The 20,008-nt window shown below is 71.3% G+C and carries 17 protein-coding genes; 6 read left to right on the forward strand and 11 right to left on the reverse strand.

The annotated features are described in order from the left end of the window. Positions 1–427: 427 nt before the first annotated feature. From H305_RS0136750 to H305_RS0136765, 4 genes are all read left to right on the forward strand, one after another. Positions 428–1,189, forward strand: a complete 762-nt coding sequence (locus tag H305_RS0136750; RefSeq protein ID WP_028804844.1) for a DeoR/GlpR family DNA-binding transcription regulator — start codon at positions 428–430, stop codon at positions 1,187–1,189. A gap of 95 nt (positions 1,190–1,284) precedes the next feature. Continuing rightward, entirely contained in the window at positions 1,285–2,238 is a 954-nt protein-coding gene (gene pfkB, locus H305_RS0136755; protein WP_028804845.1) for a 1-phosphofructokinase, read from the forward strand. A 268-nt stretch (positions 2,239–2,506) separates the two neighbouring features. Then, positions 2,507–4,606 (forward strand): PTS fructose transporter subunit IIABC, encoded by a 2,100-nt coding sequence (locus H305_RS0136760; RefSeq protein ID WP_028804846.1) that lies wholly within the window; start codon positions 2,507–2,509, stop codon positions 4,604–4,606. 108 nt (positions 4,607–4,714) lie between these two features. After that, positions 4,715–4,972 (forward strand): hypothetical protein, encoded by a 258-nt coding sequence (locus tag H305_RS0136765; RefSeq protein ID WP_028804847.1) that lies wholly within the window; start codon positions 4,715–4,717, stop codon positions 4,970–4,972. 53 nt (positions 4,973–5,025) lie between these two features. Here H305_RS0136765 and H305_RS0136770 read toward each other — a convergent pair whose 3' ends face one another. The 4 genes from H305_RS0136770 to H305_RS0136785 form a co-directional block, all read right to left on the reverse strand. Continuing rightward, positions 5,026–5,778 (reverse strand): DUF6227 family protein, encoded by a 753-nt coding sequence (locus H305_RS0136770; protein ID WP_028804848.1) that lies wholly within the window; start codon positions 5,776–5,778, stop codon positions 5,026–5,028. 157 nt (positions 5,779–5,935) lie between these two features. Beyond that, the gene (locus H305_RS0136775) at positions 5,936–7,150 is read right to left on the reverse strand and encodes a L,D-transpeptidase (protein WP_199791510.1); all 1,215 of its coding nucleotides are present in this window, start codon (positions 7,148–7,150) and stop codon (positions 5,936–5,938) included. Positions 7,151–7,250: 100 nt separating this feature from the next. Then, complete coding sequence (locus H305_RS0136780) at positions 7,251–8,309, reverse strand: P1 family peptidase (protein ID WP_028804850.1); 1,059 nt, start codon at positions 8,307–8,309, stop codon at positions 7,251–7,253. Positions 8,310–8,598: 289 nt separating this feature from the next. Beyond that, positions 8,599–9,825, reverse strand: a complete 1,227-nt coding sequence (locus tag H305_RS0136785; RefSeq protein ID WP_028804851.1) for a low temperature requirement protein A — start codon at positions 9,823–9,825, stop codon at positions 8,599–8,601. 91 nt (positions 9,826–9,916) lie between these two features. Here H305_RS0136785 and H305_RS0136790 point away from each other — a divergent pair, with 91 nt between their 5' ends. Continuing rightward, on the forward strand, positions 9,917–10,099 hold the full coding sequence (locus H305_RS0136790) for a hypothetical protein (protein ID WP_028804852.1): 183 nt from the start codon (positions 9,917–9,919) through the stop codon (positions 10,097–10,099). 43 nt (positions 10,100–10,142) lie between these two features. On the opposite strand, the gene mscL is transcribed toward H305_RS0136790, so the two are convergent. The 6 genes from mscL to H305_RS0136820 form a co-directional block, all read right to left on the reverse strand. After that, positions 10,143–10,613, reverse strand: a complete 471-nt coding sequence (mscL, locus tag H305_RS0136795) for a large conductance mechanosensitive channel protein MscL (protein ID WP_028804853.1) — start codon at positions 10,611–10,613, stop codon at positions 10,143–10,145. A 112-nt stretch (positions 10,614–10,725) separates the two neighbouring features. Beyond that, positions 10,726–11,277: a hypothetical protein gene (locus tag H305_RS0136800; protein ID WP_051371393.1), complete on the reverse strand. Its 552-nt coding sequence runs from the start codon at positions 11,275–11,277 to the stop codon at positions 10,726–10,728. 287 nt (positions 11,278–11,564) lie between these two features. Further along, positions 11,565–12,443 (reverse strand): S-methyl-5'-thioadenosine phosphorylase, encoded by an 879-nt coding sequence (locus tag H305_RS0136805; RefSeq protein WP_051371382.1) that lies wholly within the window; start codon positions 12,441–12,443, stop codon positions 11,565–11,567. Positions 12,444–12,671: 228 nt separating this feature from the next. After that, positions 12,672–12,989 carry an FmdB family zinc ribbon protein gene (locus tag H305_RS0136810; RefSeq protein WP_028804856.1) on the reverse strand — a complete coding sequence of 106 codons (318 nt, stop codon included), beginning with the start codon at positions 12,987–12,989 and terminating at the stop codon, positions 12,672–12,674. Between the two features lie 68 nt (positions 12,990–13,057). Further along, positions 13,058–14,320: an MFS transporter gene (locus H305_RS0136815; protein ID WP_028804857.1), complete on the reverse strand. Its 1,263-nt coding sequence runs from the start codon at positions 14,318–14,320 to the stop codon at positions 13,058–13,060. Between the two features lie 368 nt (positions 14,321–14,688). After that, positions 14,689–16,227, reverse strand: a complete 1,539-nt coding sequence (locus H305_RS0136820; RefSeq protein WP_028804858.1) for a potassium/proton antiporter — start codon at positions 16,225–16,227, stop codon at positions 14,689–14,691. A 235-nt stretch (positions 16,228–16,462) separates the two neighbouring features. On the opposite strand from H305_RS0136820, the gene H305_RS0136825 reads away from it, so the two are divergent. Beyond that, positions 16,463–19,207, forward strand: a complete 2,745-nt coding sequence (locus tag H305_RS0136825; RefSeq protein WP_028804859.1) for a penicillin acylase family protein — start codon at positions 16,463–16,465, stop codon at positions 19,205–19,207. Between the two features lie 208 nt (positions 19,208–19,415). On the opposite strand, the gene H305_RS0136830 is transcribed toward H305_RS0136825, so the two are convergent. Continuing rightward, positions 19,416–19,991 (reverse strand): 5-formyltetrahydrofolate cyclo-ligase, encoded by a 576-nt coding sequence (locus tag H305_RS0136830; protein ID WP_051371384.1) that lies wholly within the window; start codon positions 19,989–19,991, stop codon positions 19,416–19,418. Between the last annotated feature and the right edge of the window lie 17 nt (positions 19,992–20,008).

The raw sequence follows: 20,008 nt of genomic DNA on the forward strand, positions 1-20,008 counted from the left end.
CCACACGACGGCTGCAACGGGCGGATCACCGGCACGGACCCGACCCACCCACCGGACAGACGCCGCCACCCCCGCTCCGGGCCGGCCTCGCCACCCCCGCTCCGGGCCGGCCGACACATCCGCTCCGGCCCGGCACCGGACTCCGGCCCCGCACCGGCCCGGCACCTGACTCCGGCCCCGCACCGACCCGGCACCGGACTCCGGCCCCGCACCGACCCGGCACCGGACTCCGGCCCCGCACCGACCCGGCACCGGACTCCGGCCCCGCACCGGACTCCGGCCCGGCACCGGACTCCGGTCCGGCACCGGACACAAACGGAAGTCCGTTCATGCCCGAATCGAGCCCGAACCTGTTTACTTTCCGGAAATCCGGGCGTAGCCTCCGAGTGAAACCACAGGTTCGGGCACCATGCGGAGGCGAGCGGACATGTACGCACCGGAGCGACAGCAGGAGATCCTGCGGCTCGCCCGTGACGGCGGACGGGTGGATGTGCTCTCGCTGGCCGAGGAGTTCCAGGTCACCGCGGAGACCATCCGCCGGGACCTGAAGGCCCTGGACCGCGCGGGTCTCGTACGCCGCGTGCACGGCGGGGCGATCCCGGCCGGGCGCCTGGACTTCGAGCCCGACCTCGCCGAGCGCGAGTCCACGTCCGCCGACGAGAAGGACCGCATAGCGCGGGCCGCCCTCGCCGAACTGCCCGGCGACGGCACGGTGATCCTGGACGCCGGGTCGACCGTCTCCCGGCTCGCCGGTGCGCTCCCCCTGGAGGCGACGCTCACCGTCGTCACCCACAGCCTGCCCATCGCCGCCCGCCTCGCCGACCACCCCGGCATCCAGCTCCACCTCGTCGGCGGGCGCGTCCGGCACCGTACCCGCGCCGCCGTGGACGCCTGGGCGCTGCGCGCGTACGGCGAGATCCGCGCCGACGTCCTCTTCATCGCGGCCAACGGCTTCTCGGCCGAGTACGGACTGACCACCCCCGATCTGGCCGAGGCCGCCGTCAAGCGCGCCGCCCTGCACGCCGCGCGCCGCGTGGTGCTGCTCGCCGACTCCTCCAAGAGCAGCCAGGAGCACTTCGCCCGCTTCGGCGACCTGTGTGACGTGGACCTTCTGATCACCGATCGCGGGCTGAGCCCCGAAGACGCCGCCTCTGTCGAGCGCGGCGGAACCGAAGTGCTGTGTGTGTAGCGCACGGCGCGCGAGTGCCGTGCGGAGATCGCGGCATGCGAGTGCCGCGTGGAGAACGCGGGCCCGTCAGTACCGTGGCCGAGAAACGAGTGCGCATGATCCTGACCGTCACCCCCAACCCCTCCCTCGACCGTACGTACGAGGTCCCGTCGCTCGACCGCGGCGAGGTCATCCGGGCCACCGGCGAACGCATGGACCCGGGCGGCAAGGGCGTGAACGTCTCGCGCGCGGCCGCCGCGGCCGGACGGCACACGGTCGCCGTCCTCCCGCTGGGCGGAGCGCCCGGCGCACTCGTCGCCCAGCTGCTCGACGCGCAGGGCATCGAGGTCGCGCCGGTCCCGGTCGCCGGAGCCACCCGCTCGAACATCTCGATCGCCGAACCCGACGGCACGCTCACGAAGATCAACGCGCCGGGTCCCGAACTCTCCGCGGCCGAGGCGGAACTCCTCCTGGAGACGGTCCGCCGGCACTACCGCCCCGGCAACACCGACTGGATCGCCTGCTGCGGCAGCCTTCCGCGCGGGCTCGCGCCGTCCTGGTACGCGGATCTCGTCGCGCGAGCCCACGCCGCGGGCGCCCGGATCGCGCTGGACACGTCCGGCCAGGCGCTGCGGGAGGCACTGCGCGAGCGGCCCGACGTGGTGAAGCCGAACGCGGAGGAACTCGCGGAGGCCATCGGGCGCCCTCTCGCCACGGTGGGCGACGCCGTCAAGGCGGCGGAGGAGTTGCGCGAGCAGGGCGCACGCGCCGTACTCGCGAGCCTGGGCGCGGACGGGCAACTGCTGGTGCAGGAGACGGGCGCCTGGTTCGGCAGCGCCCGCGTCGACGCCGTACGCAGCAACGTGGGCGCCGGAGACTCCTCGCTCGCGGGGTTCCTGATCGCCGGCGGGCGCGGTCCCGCCGCGCTCGCCTCCGCCGTCGCCCACGGCGCGGCCGCCGTCCAGCTCCCCGGCAGCTTGATGCCCGGACCGGCCGACCTCGACGCCTCCGCGGTGACGGTCACGACGGAGATCCCGATGGACCTTCCCCTCACGGAGCCGGTGCCATGACCGCGGCCGCCGGCCCGGCCCGTACGCCCCTGATACGACGGGGACTGCCCTTCCTCGCCGCAGCCGAACGGCTCCTCGCCCCAGCCGATCAGCTCCTCGCCGCAACCGAACGGCGAGGACTCTCCGGTCCCGCAGCCCCCTCCCCCACCGCTGCCACTTCCCTCACCCCTCTCACCCCTCTCACCCCTGTTCCCTCTGGGCGCAGCATCCCCGTCCTCACCCCCGCCCACGAAACCCCACGGGCGATACGCGTGCGAAGGAGCCCGCGATGAGCGAGATGATCACCGCGGACCTGGTCGACCTCGACCTGTCCGCCGATACGAAGGAAGCGGCGGCACGCGCCCTCGCGGAACGCATGGTCGCCCTGGGCCGGGTGACCGACCTCGACGGCTTCCTCGCCGACGTGGCGGCTCGCGAGGCCCAGATGCCGACGGGCCTGGACGGCGGCATCGGCATCCCGCACTGCCGCAGTGAGCACGTCACCGAGCCGACGCTCGCGTTCGGACGCAGCGCGGCTGGCGTCGACTTCGGCGCACCGGACGGACCCGCCGACCTGATCTTCCTGATCGCCGCCCCGGCGGGCGCGGACGACGCCCACCTCACCATCCTGTCCTCCCTGGCCCGTCAGCTGATGAACGCCGAGTTCACATCCGCGCTGCGGGCCGCGGACGACGCGGCGGCCGCGGCGGCGCTCATCCGCGGCGAGGAGCCCCCGGCCCCCGCCGCGACCCCCGAGAACTCCGCGACGGTGCCGAATGCGGCGGCCTCCGCCGGCACCGACGTGGACGGCACGGCCCCGGTGTCGGGTGCGACCGTCGAGGACGGACCCGCCCCGGCGCCGGGCGCCACCGACGCGGAGCCCGAGCGGCCGTTCCGTGTCGTCGCCGTCACCTCCTGCCCCACCGGCATCGCCCACACCTACATGGCGGCCGAGTCCCTGGAGAACGCCGGCCGCGAGGCAGGCATCGAGGTCGTCGTCGAGACGCAGGGCTCGGCCGGATTCACCCCTCTCGACCCCGCGGCCATCGCCGCCGCGGACGGCGTGATCTTCGCTCACGACGTGCCGGTGCGGGACAAGGACCGCTTCGCCGGCAAGCCGACCGTCGACGTCGGCGTGAAGGCGGGCATCAACAAGCCCGCCGCGCTCATCGCCGAGGTGCGGGACAAGGCGGCCCGCGGCGAGGTCACGTCCGCGGCGGCCCACAGCACGCCCGTCGAACGCGCCGGCGAGTCCGGCGAGGGCTACGGCACCAAGCTGCGCAAGTGGCTCATGTCCGGCGTCAGTTACATGGTCCCGTTCGTCGCCGCGGGCGGTCTGCTGATCGCTCTGGGCTTCGCGATCGGCGGCTACGAGATCAACAAGGCGCCCTCGGTCATGGACCACTTCCTGTGGACCCAGGTGGACAGCTGGGGAGCCCTGTTCTTCCAGATCGGCGTCGTCTCCTTCGGCTTCCTCGTGCCGGTCCTGGCCGGTTACATCGCCTACGGCATGGCCGACCGGCCAGGACTCGTGCCCGGCTTCGTCGGCGGCGCGATCTCCCTCACCATCAACGCGGGCTTCCTCGGCGGTCTTGCCGCCGGTCTCATCGCCGGTGCGGTGGTGCTCGCCATCCAGCGGGTCAGGATCCCGGCGGCCCTGCGCGGCATCATGCCGGTCGTGGTGATCCCGCTGATCTCCGCGGCGATCGTCGGATTCCTGATGTTCGTGGTGATCGGCAAGCCCATCGCCTCCGCGCAGAAGGGCATGACGGACTGGCTGAACGGCCTCACCGGCACCAACGCCATCCTCCTCGGAACCCTCCTCGGCCTGATGATGTGCTTCGACCTCGGAGGCCCGGTCAACAAGGTCGCGTACACCTTCGCCACCGCCGGCATCGCCGTCGCGAGCCCCAGCGACTCGGCGATGAAGATCATGGCCGCGGTGATGGCGGCCGGCATGGTCCCGCCGCTCGCGATGGCCCTGGCGACGACCGTGCGCGGCAAGCTCTTCACCCAGACCGAACGCGAGAACGGCAAGGCCGCCTGGGTCCTGGGCGCCTCCTTCATCTCGGAGGGCGCGATCCCGTTCGCCGCGGCCGACCCGCTGCGCGTCATCCCCGCTTCCATGGCGGGCGGCGCGGTCACCGGTGCGCTGTCGATGGCGTTCGGCGCCACCCTGCGGGCCCCGCACGGCGGCATCTTCGTGGTCCCGCTGATCGGCAACCCGTTCCTCTACCTGATCGCCATCGCCGCGGGCGTCGGTGTGAGCGCAGCTCTGGTCGTCGTCCTCAAGGGCATGCGCAAGCAGGCTCCGGCGGGCGTCGCGGCGGGGGCCGCGGACGCTCCGATATCGGCGAAGGCCGAGACGCAGCAGCCCCTCGCGGTGTGAGGGACGCTGCCCCTGCCCTTTTGCGGCATCTGTGAGTTGTTCGAGGTATCTGCGAGATGCGTCACGGTCCGGGATCAAAGTCCCGGACCGTGGTGTCTACTGGGACGCATGCCTGAGCACGTGTCGACCTTTCAGCTGATAGGCGTGCCCCTGATCGCCCTGGCGACCGCCATCTGGATCGTCGGGCTCTCACGCTTCATGCGCCGCGCCCGCCTCCGGGACGCGATGCGGCGCGCGGACGACACGCTGCGGGCCATTCCCGAGCAGTCGCGGTCCGGCCCGGTCTCCGAGTCGGTAGAGCTCACCCCCGAGGAACACGCCGCCTTCGCGGGCCTGGTACGCCGATTCGGCGACACCCGCCCCTAGATGCAACCCCGGCCCTCCGCGGCCGACACCTGCGCCTGGGTCCGACCCCCACCTCAGTGGCCGAGTCGCGCCGCGCGCCGCTCCATCGCCTCGCGCGCCGCCTCCTCCGTCGGGTACACCTCGCACATGTGACGCCGGTCCGGGGTCGCCGTGTGCTCGACCTCCCACAGGGAGATCTCCCGCCCGTCCCGCAGCAGGAACGCGTGCTCGTAGAGCGAGAAGCACAGCCCCGCCTGACCGGCACGGCACGGCTTCCCGAACGCCTGGGTGATCTGGTGCGCGAACGCCTCGCGCAGCAGCAGCGTCGACAGGTCGTCGCCCGGCCGGTCCGCGTTCTCCGCGCGCCGCAGCAGCCGGCGGACGTGGTCCGCCGAGTCGTCGGGCACGTACGCGTGGCGCGGCTCGGGGATCGGCGACAGCTGCACCAGCACGGGCAGCTCGAAGTCCGGTGCGTCCGGCGGCAGTGGCAGGCGCGCCGTGGCCGCACGCAGCTCCTCCTCGTCCACGTACACCTCGTGCTGAGGGTCACGGCCCGGGGCGGTGTTGTGCACGAGCTCCCACAGCGTGAGCGCCGAACCGTCGGCGAGCAGCCATGTATGCCGATACGTCTCGCGATGCAGCCCCGCGCTGTGGTGCGCGGAGTGCAGCGAACTGTCCTGGGCCAGCGCGCAGTCGAGCTGCCGTATCGTCTCGTCGGGCAGCTCGAAGGAGTTCAGGGCGCGGCCCAGGAGTCGCGCGAGATGCTCCTCCGGAGACTCGGGCGACTCGGGTGGTTCGTACGCTGCTGTCTCGTACGGAACGCTCAAGGCTTCTCCCGGCGTTGCTGCATGTCACCTTGTGGGTGCATACCGTAGCCCCTCGGTCGGACATCATGTCCGCGAACCGAGAAAACGTACGGACGGAAAACGGACGGGCCGCGCGGGGAGTTCCCGCGCGGCCCGTCAGGTCGTCAAAAACCGCTCGTCAGAGGGCACTTCCCGCCGTCCAGGCGCTCCACGACATGTTCCAGCCGTTGAGCCCGTTGTCCGGCGCGACCGTCTTGTCGGGGGAGTTCTTGACCGTCACGACGTCCCCGATGAGGGAATTGTCGTAGAACCACTTGGCGGTCGTGTCCCCCTGCGCGCCCTGCGTGTCGGCGAGTCCCACGCAGCCGTGGCTCGTGCCCTGCCGGCCGAAGGGCGGATTCCCGCGGTTGTACCAGTAGTTGCCGTGGATGAACGTCCCCGACGTCGTCAGCCGCATGGCGTGCGGCACGTCCGCGATGTCGTACTCGCCGCCGTAGCCGACCGTCGAGCCGTTCATCCGGGTCTGGACGAACTTCTCGGAGATCACCATCTGTCCGTTGTACGTGGTGTGCTCCGGGCTGCCCGCCGAGATCGGCACCGACTTGAGGGTCTTGCCGCCCCGCACGACCGTCATGGTCTGCGTACGGACATCGACCGTGGAGACCTGGGAACGGCCGATCGTGAACGTGACGGTCTTCTTCTGCACCCCGTACACGCCGTTCGCACCCTCTACGCCGTCCAGATCGATCTTCATCGTGACCTTGGAGCCGGCCTTCCAGTACGTCTCGGGCCGGAAGTCGAGCCGCTGCGCCCCGAACCAGTGGCCCACGACCTGCTGGCCGCTGCTCGACGTGACCTTGATGTGCGACTGCACGGCCTTCTTGTCGCCGATCACCTTGTCGAAGGTGAACGACACGGGCATGCCGACGCCGACGGTGGAGCCGTTGTCGGGCGTGTAGGTGCCGATGAAACTGTTGCCCGAAGACACCGTCGTGAAGATGGAGTTGGCCGCCGAGGTCCGTCCCTTCGCGTCCTTCGCGGTCGCCGAGATCTGGTACTTCGTGCCCCGCTCCAACTGCTCCTTCGGCTTCCAGGAGCCGCCGTTCGCGGATATCGTCCCGGGCACGGCCGTCCCGGTCCCGGCCACCGTCATCTTCACGTCGGTGAGCTCGCCGTCGCTGACCTTCACCCCGGTCGCGTTGATGGACGCGCCCGTCGAGCCGTCCTTGGCCGAGATGACGATCTTCGCCGTGGACGTCCTGGGCGCGCTCTTGCCGTCCTTGCCGCTGTCGGCGTTGGCGTCGCCGCCGCATGCGGTGAGCGTGAGGGCGCCGACCATCAGGGCGGCACAGGCCCCCAGTGCGCGCCGTGTTGTCCTGTCCGGCGTTGTCACGGGCTGCTCCAGTTTCGTGTGATGTGCGGGTTCCGCTCGGTTTCGAGGACAAAGAGCGAGCGTCGACGCGTCGGGTTCCCTCCGATCGCGTCGGATGCCATCACGTGACGGAACCGGGACAATCGCCCAGCGGCGGCTCCCCGTAGAGCTCCTCGTAGGACGGCCACAGGCCGCCCGGCCCGTCCACCGGCACGGCGGCCCGTACGGCCCGCACGATCGCCCGCGTCACCAGATCCGCGCCCGCCGCGAGGATCTCGTTGAGCGCGAGGGGGTTCTCCCCGGCGAGCGGCCGGGCACCCGTGGCCAGCGCGAACACCGTGTCCCCGTCGTTCAGCAGATGCACCGGCCGCACGGCGCGCGCGATCCCGTCGTGCGCCGTGCCCGCCAGCTTCTGCGCTTGGGCGCGCGTCAGATCGGCGTCGGTGGCGACCACGGCGAGCGTCGTGTTCAGCGGGGGCGGGGCGTTCCTCGCCGCGGCCTCGGCGAGCCGCGCCCGCGCCGCCTCGTGCACCGCCGCCGAGGGGTACTCGACCCGCCGGCTCGGCAACTCCCCGTACAGCACCCCGGTTTCCGGATCCGTCGCCGACCCCGCCGCGTTCGCCACCACCAGCGCGCCCACCGTGATGCCGGACTCCAGCACGGCGCTCGCCGTGCCGACACCGCCCTTGAGCCGCCCGACCACGGCCCCGGTGCCGGCGCCCACGCAGCCCTCGCGCACCGGTTCGCCCGGCTCGCTCGCGTCCGCCGCTTCGACCGCGGCCCGGCCGGTGGACGCGTCGGGCCTCGCCCGGAAGTCACCGCCGCGGCCCAGATCGAAGACGCACGCCGCCGGCACCACCGGCACCACGTGGGCCGGGTCTACTCCCACGCGCACCCCACGCCCCCGGTCCTCCAGCCAGGCCATCACGCCCGACGCCGAGTCCAGCCCGTACGCGCTGCCACCGGTGAGCACCACGGCTTCCACCTTCTGCACCAGATTGCGGGGGTCCAGTGCGTCGGTCTCCTTCGTGCCGGGCCCGCCGCCGCGCACGTCGACGGCCGCGATCGCACCGCCTTCCGGGGCGAGCACCACCGTGGTGCCGGTGAGCCAGCCGTCCCCGGTGCGCGTGGCGTGCCCCACCCGAAGACCCGTGACATCCGTCAGAGCGTCAACTGTCATGCGGTCACCCTTCCCCGCCCACCGGGTCATACGATCACATCACCGCACGACCACCCAGGCGCATGACCACCCGGGGACGACCGCCGAGGCCCCGGCTCCGCGGCTCCCCCCGACCACCCTCTCTCCGCCCCGCCCGCGCCTTCTCCGCCCGGCGTTCCTCGCCCCACCCGGCCGCCCTGTCTGCGCGCGGGCGCCCCCGTTCCCACCGGCCGCCCTTTCTCCCGTGAGGCCGCCCCGGTTCTCGCACGGTCGCCCGTCGGTGCGCAGACCTTCCGCGGCCCGTGCCCGCTTACGCGGTTCTCGGCGTCCGTCCCAGGACCGTCCGGGCCGGCAGCATCGTCCCGATCACCACCGACAGGGCCGAGACGATGCCCGCGGCGAGCACCGCCCACTCGCCCAGGAACGTGCAAACGATGACCAGCAGCGCGGTGGTGGGCAGGACGAGCTGCTGTGCGATCCCCACCTTGAAGTGGCGGGAGTGCAGCGTCCATACGGTGAGGAAGAACAGCGCCGTCGGGAGAGTCACCGCGGCGGACGCGGCAAGCGTCGAGACGTGCGCCTTGCCGACCGCCTGCTCGACCGCCACCTCCAGACCCGCGCCGATCGCGGCCGCCGACGCGAAGATCAGGTAGTGGCCGTACCCCCACAGGAACGCGTGCTTGCTGGAGCGCAGATGTCCGTGGATCGGCACCACGAAGTAGATCCACCAGGCGGAGAAGACGATCAGCAGCCCGCCCACGGCGATCGGGATCAGCTCGCCCACCGCCTCGTGCTCGTCGACGGCGGACTTCACGGCGATCGTGGCCGCGGCGATCGTCTCCCCGAGCACGATGATCGTGAACAGGCCGTACCGCTCGGAGATGTGATGCGGATGCCACGACGTGTTGAAGTCCTTCTCCGCGTACACCGGGACGCACACTTCGGCGATCACCATCACCAGGTACACCCACGGCCGGCCGGACTCCGGCAGGACCAGCAGCCCCAGCCAGCCGACCTGGCACAGCAGGACTCCGCCCGCGTACCGCAGGGCCATGGTTCTCTCGGCGCCCCGCGTGGAGCGTGCGGCCCGCAGCCACTGCGCGATCATCGCGAACCGCATGATCGCGTAGCCGAGCCAGACGAGCATGTAGTCGTGCTTCTCGAAGGCCTCGGACACCCCCGCCGCGAGGACGAGGACACCGGCGATCTGCACCAGGGTGACGAGGCGGTAGAGCGCGTCGTCGTTGTCGTACGCCGAGGCGAACCAGGTGAAGTTCATCCAGGCCCACCAGATCGCGAAGAAGATCATCGCGTAGTTCAGGATGCCCTCGCCGGCGTGACCCGCGGCCACGGCGTGCACCAGCTGCATGCCCGCCTGGGCGACGGCCACGACGAAGCACAGGTCGAAGAAGAGCTCCAGCGGGGAGGCGACCCGGTGTGCCTCGTCCCGGCCGCGGGCGGTCATGCGGCGCAAGGGCCTGCGGCCGGAGGGCCGCGGCGGGGCCGCGGCCGGCTCGGAAGGGGGGCTGGACGTCATACGGCCAAGCACAGCAGAAAAGCGCCGGAAATTCATGTGAAGGCGTTCACAAGCGATCCTGGGTGCGATGCCTCCGGCGTACCCTGAACGCATGAGTACCCCCGCCGCCCCCGAACCGCGCGATCCGAAGCCCGCGCTGGTCTTCGACGACCCACTGAACCAGCAGTCCTCGGACGACACGGACCGTGGGTGGGGCGAGCGGGCCGAGAGCACCGGCGACAGCGCGGCCGACCTGAAGCGCTTCCTCGACGAGAAGCCGCCCCACCACATCTGAGCGCGGCCACCGCGCCGCCGTGGACGGCAGCCGGGGTCCGCCGTCAGTCCTGGGCGCGTCCCTGGCCGCGCCGGGCCACGAGTTCGTCGCGGATCTCCTTGAGCACTTCCAGCTCGGTCACCTCGATGACCTCGTGCGTGCTCTCCTTCGCCTTCCGGCGGGCCTCCATCCGTGCGAGGTACTTGGCCATCGGCAGCACCATCAGGAAGTAGACGACGGCCGCGGTGATCACGAAGCTGAGCGTCGCGCCCAGCACCGAACCCCACAGGATCCGGACGCCCGTCGCGGTGTCCCCGCTGCCGCTGCAGGGGTCCTTGATGCAGGTGGTGTAGCTGTCGAGGTTCTTCGTGCCGATGGCGCCCACCAGCGGGTTGATGATGCCCTTCACCACGGAGTTGACGATGTTGGTGAAGGCCGCGCCGATGACCACCGCGACGGCCAGGTCGACGACGTTGCCACGCATCAGGAAGGCCTTGAAGCCCTCCCAGACGCCGGGTTGCTTCTTCTCGCCCACGAGCAGGCCCCTCCGCACAAGTTGTGGAACAACGCTCCGCAACCTACGTCAGGCCGTGCGGGGCCCGCCCAATGGGGCAACTTCGACGTGGCACTTGACACCACATCGTCAGTCATCGCAGCGTCACTGCCAGTCGTGCGCCGGCACTCGCGCCGGCCAGCCGTGCCGCCGCAGGCCGGGGGACCGAGAGGAGGACCAGCGCTCCGCTCTCGGTGGCCTCCGCCTCCGGCACCTCGGTGACGCGCGCTCCGGCCGCGACGACCCGGCCCGTGCCGCCGCCGTCCGCGGCGATCACGTCGATCAGGTCGCCCGGCCGCAGCAGACGGACCGTGGCGGCGTCCGTGATCCGCACCGGCGCCGTCACCGTGTCGGCCGCGCGGTGGTCGCGCACGGGATCGGAGGCGGCCGCGGACGCCGCTGCCGAAGGGGCCGGGACGGCGCCCGATGGATGCCCCCGCGCCCGCTCGGAGTCCCGCGGGCCCGCTGCCACGAGGGCCGCAGCCGTGACCGCGAGCCCCGCGGCCAGGGCCCGCTTCCGGTGCCGCGCGAGACGCCGCAGGGCATACCGTCCGCCGTGCACGCGCACGGGGGCGAAGTGCGGCACCTCGCAGGTCGAAGGCGCGTCCGCGCCGGGCGGGCGCACGAGAAGGGAGAGCTGAGCCATGGTGACCACCACCTGCGACGAGAGACCGGCTTGCGATCCCACGATGAGGCTTCGTGGCCGAGCCCGCCGCGCCCCGTGGACCACCCACGGGTTGTGGACAACTCCCTCACCCGAACGGGAAGTTCCACCTCTCACGTGTCCCCGCCGTCAAGCCAGGTGCCCCGCCGTCAAGCCAGATGCCCCGCCGTCAAGCCACTGCCCCGCGGTCAAGCCACTGCCCCGCCGCCGAACCAGGTGTCCCTGGCATCAAGGCACTCCCGCACCCGCCAGGAGAGCCCCGCCCCGCGTCACGGCAGGTCGAACCCCGGGTCCATCCCGCCGAGCGCCTTCGTGCACAGGCAGTCCCGCGTCCCGTTCTCCGGCAGCCCCGCGACCGCGTCGAAGAGCACGCCCCGCAGCCGGTCCACGTTCGCCGCGAACACCTTCAGCACCTCCTCGTGCGAGACACCCTCGCCGCTCTCGGCGCCCGCGTCGAGGTCGGTGACCAGGGTCAAGGAGGTGTAGCAGAGCTCCAGTTCGCGGGCGAGCGCGGCCTCCGGGTGGCCGGTCATACCCACCACCGACCAGCCCTGCGCCTGGTGCCAGAGGGATTCGGCACGGGTGGAGAACCTCGGCCCCTCGACCACGACGAGCGTGCCGCCGTCCACCGGCTCCCAGTCCCGTCCGCGGGCGGCGTCGAGGGCGGCCTTGCGCCCGACGGGGCAGTACGGGTCGGCCAGCGACACGTGCACCACGTTCGGCACGGAGCCGCCCGGCAGTGGCATCCCGTCGAAGTACGACTGTGTCCGCGTCTTCGTGCGGTCCACCATCTGGTCCGGGACGAGGAGGGTTCCGGGCCCGTACTCCTCGCGCAGCCCGCCCACCGCGCAGGGGCCGAGGACCTGGCGTACGCCCACGGAGCGCAGCGCCCACAGGTTGGCCCGGTAGTTGATGCGGTGCGGCGGCAGATGGTGGCCGCGGCCGTGGCGGGGGAGGAAGGCGACCCGCCGACCGGCGATCTCGCCGAGGAACAGGGAGTCGCTGGGCGCTCCGTAGGGCGTGTCCACCTGTATCTCGGTGACGTCGTCGAGGAAGGAGTAGAAGCCCGAGCCGCCGATCACACCGATCTCGGCCCTGGCCGCGGTCTGCTCCTCGTCGGGGCGCTGTGCGTTCTCCGTGTTCGCCATGGACCGCACACTAGCCGGACGGGCGACGTGGCAGCCGGGCCGGGGAACACCTAAGACCTCGCCCCTGTACGGCGGCGAGGTCTCGGGCGGGAGAACGGGTCCGGGGCCTGACGGCGCTCCGGGAGCGGTGCCGGCCGAGGAAGCCCGGCCGAGCCGTCCGGGCGAACCGGCCGAGTGGCACGAGACGGCCGGCCCGCCGGGGTGCTGCGGCAGCCGCGCCCTGGCGGGCTAGGCGGCGGAGCTGCTGGACGAGCCGGTTCCCGCCGACTTCGAGTCGGAGGACGACGACGAGGCCGTCGAGGACGAGGACGAGGCCGACGTGGAGGAGCCGGACGTCTTCGCGGACGCGGGCGAGCTGCTCGACGAGGAGCCGCGGCTGTCGTTGCGGTAGAAGCCGGAGCCCTTGAAGACGATGCCGACGGCCGAGAACACCTTCTTCAGGCGGCCACCGCAGTTGGGGCACTCGGTCAGGGCGTCGTCGGTGAACTTCTGGACCGCCTCAAGGCCCTCGCCGCACTCGGTGCACTGGTACTGGTAGGTCGGCACTTGTCTTCCTCCTGGCACTCTCACTCAATGAGTGCTAACGACAGTCCATAGTGACGTATTCCGAGAGATCAGTCCACTGTCACCGGCACTCGGTGACCGACGCCACGTGCCACGGTCCGCCCCGCACCCCTGGGTGTCAGGTGTGACCGCAGGGTCACCAGGGTCGCCAGAGCCAGCACCGTACCGGCCATCGGGACCAGGAGACCGGCACCGTCCCAGAGCCGGTCCTCCATCTGCCCGGCCACTGTGACGGCCGCGGCCTGACCCAGTGCGACGGCGCCGGTCAGCCAGGTGAAGGCCTCGGTGCGGGCGCCCTGCGGCACCAGGCCCTCGACGAGGGTGTAGCCGGTGATCAGGGCCGGTGCGATGCACATGCCCACGAGCAGGCCGATCCCGGCGAGCACGACCACGGAGTGGGCCGCCCACAGGCCGGAGGCGGTCAGCGCCAGCGCCGCGTACCCGACGACGAGGCGCCGCTGCGGCGCCGCCTTCCAGGCGATGGCACCGCAGACGATGCCGGAGAGCATGTTGCCCGCGGCGAAGACGCCGTACAGGACGCCGTTGAGACCGGGCTCGCCGATCGACTCGCTGAACGCGGCCAGCGAGACCTGCATGCCGCCGAAGACGGAGCCGATGCCCAGGAAGGTCACGATCAGGACCCGTACGCCGGGGACGCGCAGGGCGGAGACGTGCTCCACGCGCGCGTGCCCGGCGGTCGTGACGGCCGGCTGCGTGCTCCTCCGCGCGGCGAACAACAGACCGCCGACCAGGGTCAGCGAGGCCTCGGTCAGCAGTCCCGCGGTGGGATCCACGGCCGTGCACAGCGCCGTGGCGAGCAGCGGGCCGAACACGAAGGTCAGCTCGTCCGTGACGGACTCGAAGGCCGCCGCCGTGGTCATCAAGGGGGAGTCCTGGAGCTTCGCGCCCCAGCGGGCCCGCACCATGGGGCCGATCTGCGGCACGGAGGAACCGGTCGGCACGGCGGCGGCGAACAGCGCCCACAGGGGGGCGTCGGCGAGCGCGAGGGCGGTCAGGGAGAAGCCTGCCAGGGCGTGCACCAGGACGCCGGGCAGCAGGACGGCCCGCTGTCCGTGGCGATCGGCGAGACGGCCCGTGAAGGGCGCGAACAGCGCCATGGAGACACCGGTGACGGCGGCCACGGCGCCGGCGCTTCCGTACGAGCCGGTGGTGTGCTGCACGAGCAGCACGATGGAGATGGTCAGCATCGCGAACGGCTGGCGTGCGGCGAAGCCGGGGAGCAGGAACGTCCAGGCGCCGCGGGTGCGCAGCAGCTGTCCGTATCCGGGGCGGGAGGTGACCGTGGATGCCACGGCCCGTGCCTTTCTGCCACCTGGTAGCGCGACCCGTCGCGGCGTGCTCGCCTCAGGGGTGCCGGGGCCGGTGCCGGGCGGTGACCGTGCGGTCCCCTCGGACTCGTACGCTCACGCCCTGGGCACCGGCGCTCCCCTTCGACTCACTCGCCCTGCGGGGGCGCCGAGAGCTGTCCTCTTGCGCGGAACTGCGGTAGATACCGTCGCCCACTGCGGGAGGGCGTCACGGCCGCCGTGCGGTCGCGCCAGCTCTGCGTCAGGCAGAGGTGGTTCGATCTAGGTGTGCCTTCATCGTACAGGGGCCAAAGGGGCCGGGCCTGTGAAAATGAGCACCACGGCGGCGTCCGCCTGTGAATGCCCATCGCCCCTCAGTGGCCTGTTCGCCGGTGCGTTCCCGGGCCGTCGGTGCCCAGCCAGCCGGCCAGCTTGCCGCCGTGTCCCACGGCGCGCAGCCGCTTCTCGGCGGCGTCCCGGACCTCGTCGGTGGCGACGACCAGCAGTTCGTCGCCGCGCCGCAGCACGGTCGTGGGCAGGGGGACGAACGAGGTCTCGTCGCGCACGACGAGGGTCACGGCGGAGCCCGCGGGCAGCCGGAGCTCGCCCACCTCGACGCCGTGCATGCGCGAGCCCTCGGGGATCGCGACGGACAGGAGGTGGCCGCGCAGCCGCTCCAGGGGTGCCGACTCGATGCCCAGGTCGGCGGCGCCCGTGGTCTCGCCCAGGTGCAGCTTGCGCGCGAGCCAAGGCAGGGTGGGCCCCTGGACGAGGGTGTAGGCGACGACCAGGACGAAGACGATGTTGAAGATCCGGCGGCTGCCCTCGATGCCGCTCACCATCGGGATGGTCGCGAGGATGATGGGCACGGCGCCGCGCAGTCCGGCCCAGGACATCAGCGCCTGCTCCTGCCACGGGATGCGGAACGGCAGCAGGCCGGTCACGACGCTGAGGGGCCGGGCCACCACGGTGAGGACCAGGCCGATGATCAGCGCGGGCACGATGTCGCCGCCCATGTTGTGCGGGGTCACGAGCAGGCCGAGGAGCACGAACATCCCGATCTGGGCGATCCAGCCGAGTCCCTCCGCGAATCCGCGGGTGGCGGGCCAGTGCGGCAGCTTGGCGTTCCCCAGGAACATCGCGGCCAGATAGACGGCGAGGAAGCCGCTGCCGTGGGTGAGCGCGCCGGCGGCGTAGGCGACGACGGCGATGGCCATCACGGCGATCGGGTAGAGACCGGAGGCGGGCAGCGCCACGTGCCGCAGTCCGTACGAGCCGAGCCAGCCCACCGCGATGCCGACGGCCGCGCCGATGGCCAGCTCCAGTGTGATCTCGCCCAGCAGCTCGTACCAGTGCTCCACGGGGCCCGCCGCGCAGAACGCGACGACGAGGATCACGACGGGGGCGTCGTTGAAGCCCGACTCGGCCTCCAGGACGCCCGTCACGCGCGCGGGGAGCGGGATCTTACGCAGCACGGAGAAGACCGCCGCCGCGTCCGTCGAGGACACCACCGCTCCGATGATGAGCGCCTGCCGCCACTCCAGGCCGATGAGGTAGTGAGCTGCCGAGGCCGTGACGGAGACGCTCACCGCGATACCCACCAGCGCCAGCGAGGAGGCGGCCGGGAGGGCCGGCCTGATCTCCTTCCACTTCGTGCCCAGGCCGCCCTCGGCGAGGATCACGACCAGTGCCGCGTATCCGATGACCTGGGTCAGTGCGGCGTTGTCGAACTGGACGTCGCCGATCCCGTCCTGGCCGATCGCGACGCCGATGCCCAGGTACACGAGCAGCGTGGGGAGCCCGCTGCGTGAGGAGATCCGGACGGCCACGACCGCGAAGAGCAGGACGAGCGAGCACACGAGCAGGAGCTGGTTGAGGTGGTGGACAGTCAGCGGCCGTTCCTTTCTCGCCAATCCGGCCCCGCCACGGCGGGCACGCGGATGTGAGCACTGGAATCCGGTACTTCAGTGCAAGTACTTCGTTACCTTACCTAACTCTTGACGTTTTCTTGACGCTTCACGGGACAGGATCGAACGTCTGTGCTCCCGGCTACCCGACTCCGCGTCAAGGCGCTCTTGGCCCTGCGCCTATGGTTGCTCCAGCACTCCAGGACCGCCTGCCGCTCGCGTTAGGACAGCAAGGACAGCGATGCCCCCCAACACCACCGCCTCTTCCGGCACAAAGCCCGGCAAGTCCGGCAGGAAGAAGGGGCGCAAAGCCCGTCTGTTCTTGATTGTCCTGGTGCTCGCCGTCATAGCAGGCGTCGCCTTCGGCGCGTACTGGAGCATCAGCACGGTGCGCGCGTCCTTCCCGCAGACGAAGGGCAGCATCCGGCTCGACGGGCTGTCGGGCCCGGTCGACGTCGAGCGTGACAGCTACGGAATCCCGCAGATCTACGCCTCCTCCGACGAGGACCTGTTCATGGCGCAGGGCTTCGTGCAGGCGCAGGACCGGTTCTACGAGATGGACGTGCGCCGGCACATGACCTCGGGCCGGCTGTCCGAGATGTTCGGCAAGGGCCAGGTCGACAACGACGAATTCCTGCGGACCCTGGGCTGGGACCGGATCGCGAAGCAGGAGTACGACACCAAGCTGTCGGCGTCCACGAAGAAGTACCTCCAGGCGTACGCCAAGGGAGTCAACGCCTACCTGAAGGGCAAGGACGGCAAGGACATCTCCCTGGAGTACGCGGCCCTCGGCTTCACCAACGACTACGAGCCCCAGGCGTGGACGCCGGTCGACTCGGTGGCCTGGCTCAAGGCGATGGCCTGGGACCTGCGCGGCAACATGCAGGAGGAGATCGACCGCTCGCTGATGACGAGCCGGCTCGGCCCGAAGCAGATCGCGGACCTGTACCCCGACTACCCGTACAGCCGGAACAAGGCCATCGTGCAGGAGGGCCGCTACGACGACGCCACGGGGTCGTACGTCCAGGGCGACACCACCTCGACGGCCACCGCGGGCACCGGCCTCACGGGCGGCGCCACCGCCCCCTCCGGCTTCCAGAGCCAGCTCTCGGGGCTCTACGACGTCCTCGACGACGTGCCCACGGCCGTCGGCGTGAACGGCAACGGCATCGGTTCCAACTCCTGGGTCGTCTCCGGCAAGCACACGATCACCGGCAAGCCGCTGCTGGCCAACGACCCGCACCTGTCGGCCTCGCTGCCGTCGGTCTGGTACCAGATGGGCCTGCACTGCACCAGCCTCTCCGACAAGTGCCGGTACGACGTCTCGGGCTACACCTTCGCGGGCATGCCCGGCGTGGTCATCGGCCACAACAAGGACATCGCCTGGGGCATGACCAACTCCGGGGTCGACGTCACCGACCTCTACCTGGAGAAGCTCACCGGAGACGGCTACCAGTACGACGGCAAGGTGCTGCCCTTCAAGTCCCGCAAGGAGACGATCAAGGTCGCGGGCGGCGCCTCCAAGGAGATCGTCGTCCGGGAGACCAACAACGGACCGCTGCTGTCCGACCGCGACGACGAACTCGTCAAGGTCGGCAGGAAGGCCACGGTCGACACCGCGGCACCCGACCGCGGCGACGGCTACGGCATCTCGCTGCGCTGGACCGCGCTGGATCCCGGTACCTCCATGGACGCCGTCTTCCAGATGGACAAGGCGTCCGACTGGGCGGAGTTCCGCAAGGCGTCCACGTATTTCGACGTGCCGTCCCAGAACCTGGTCTACGCCGACACCAAGGGCCACATCGGCTACCAGCTGCCGGGCCGTATCCCGATCCGCGGCGAGGGCGACGGCTCGCTCCCGTCGCCGGGCTGGACCTCCAAGTACAAGTGGACCGGCTACATAAAGCAGGCCGAGCTGCCCTACGAGTTCGATCCGGACCGCGGCTACATCGTGACCGCCAACCAGGCCGTCGTCGACAAGGACAAGTACCCCTACACGCTCACCACGGACTGGGGCTACGGCACGCGCAGCCAGCGGATCGCCGACCTGATCGAGTCGAAGACCAAGGGCGGCGGCAAGATCTCGACCGACGACATGCGCCAGATGCAGCTCGACAACAGCAGCGAGATCGCCAAGCTGCTCGTGCCCAAGCTGCTCAAGATCGACGTCGACGACCCGGACGTCCGCCAGGCGCAGAAGCTGCTCGAGGGCTGGGACTACACCCAGGACGCCGACTCCGCTGCGGCCGCGTACTTCAACGCGACCTGGCGCAACATCCTCAAGCTCGCCTTCGGCAACAAGCTCCCCAAGGAACTGCGCGTCAAGGGCCAGTGCCTGTGGGTCGACCCGGTCGACACGACGGGCCCCGCGGACGAGGACCGGTCGGTGCGCGAGTGCGGCCAGCGCGACGCCGACCAGGCGCAGCCGGACGGCGGCGACCGCTGGTTCGAGGTGGTCCGCAAGATCGTCGACGAGGAGGACAACGACTGGTGGCAGTCGCCCAAGACGCGCACCGACAGGGCGACCGGCACCCGTGACGAGCTGTTCGGGCGCGCCATGAAGGACGCCCGCTGGGAGCTGACCGCCAAGCTCGGCAAGGACATCGACACCTGGAGCTGGGGCCGGCTGCACCGCCTGTTCCTGAAGAACCAGACGATGGGCACCGAGGGCCCGGCCTTCCTGAAGTACATGCTCAACCGAGGGCCCTGGAAGCTCAGCGGCGGCGAGGCGACGGTCAACGCCACCGGCTGGAACGCGGCGGGCGGCTACGGCGTGGTCTGGGTGCCGTCGATGCGGATGGTGGTGAACCTCGGGGACCTCGACAAGTCCAGGTGGATCAACCTCTCCGGTGCCTCCGGACACGCGTACAACGCCCACTACACCGACCAGACGGACAAGTGGGCCAAGGGCGAGCTGCTGCCGTGGGCCTTCTCGAAGCGGGCGGTCGACGGCAGGACGAGCGACACCCTGGTCCTGAAGCCGTGAGGCGCTGACGGAGCGGCGCGGGCATCGGCCCGCGGCCCGCGCTCCGGCCGGGGTGGCCCTCCACGCACGCGTGGGGGGCCACGTCCGTCTGCGGGCCGGACGGGCGAGGACGCGCTCGCGCCGAGGTCCCGCGTGTGCGGGGCCGGCTCCGGTCGCGCGGGTCACGCGTGCGTGGAGCCCCCTCGCGCGTCCGGGGCAGGGCGGGCCGTCAGCGGAAGCGGCGCACGCCCGAGGGGGTCACCACGGCATGGACGGGTCGGTCGTGCGCCTCGGCCGGCACCCGCTCGACGACCTCCGCGTCGTACAGCAGCACCACGAGGGCCGGATCGGCCCCCGCGCGCTCCAGGCGGGCCAGCACGCGGTCGTAGGAGCCGCCGCCCCGCCCCAGGCGCATGCCGCGCGCGTCGACGGCGAGGCCGGGCAGCAGGACGACGTCCGCGTCCCGGACGGCCTCCGGCCCGAGCCGGTCGCCGGCGGGCTCCAAGAGAGCCATCCTCCCGCCGTGTTGGACGCGCACCAGCGATTCCTCCCCGGTGTACGCACCCCAGTCCAGGTCGTTGTCCGACATCAGGACCGGCAGCAACACACGCACCCCGCGCGTAAGGAGCGCGTCCAGGAGCGCACGGGTGCCGGGCTCGCTCCCCACTGAGACGTACGCCGCCACCGTGCTCGCGTGCGCCAGTTCGGGCAGCTCCAGTGCGCGCAAGGCGAGTCTCTCAGCCGTTTTCCGCACGTCACCGGCCGTCAACCCGCTTCTCACCGCGAGGAGGTCTCGCCGCAACATTCGCTTGTCAGGCTCCG

This window comes from Streptomyces sp. 142MFCol3.1 (genome assembly GCF_000424945.1).
GTDB lineage: Bacteria > Actinomycetota > Actinomycetes > Streptomycetales > Streptomycetaceae > Streptomyces > Streptomyces siamensis.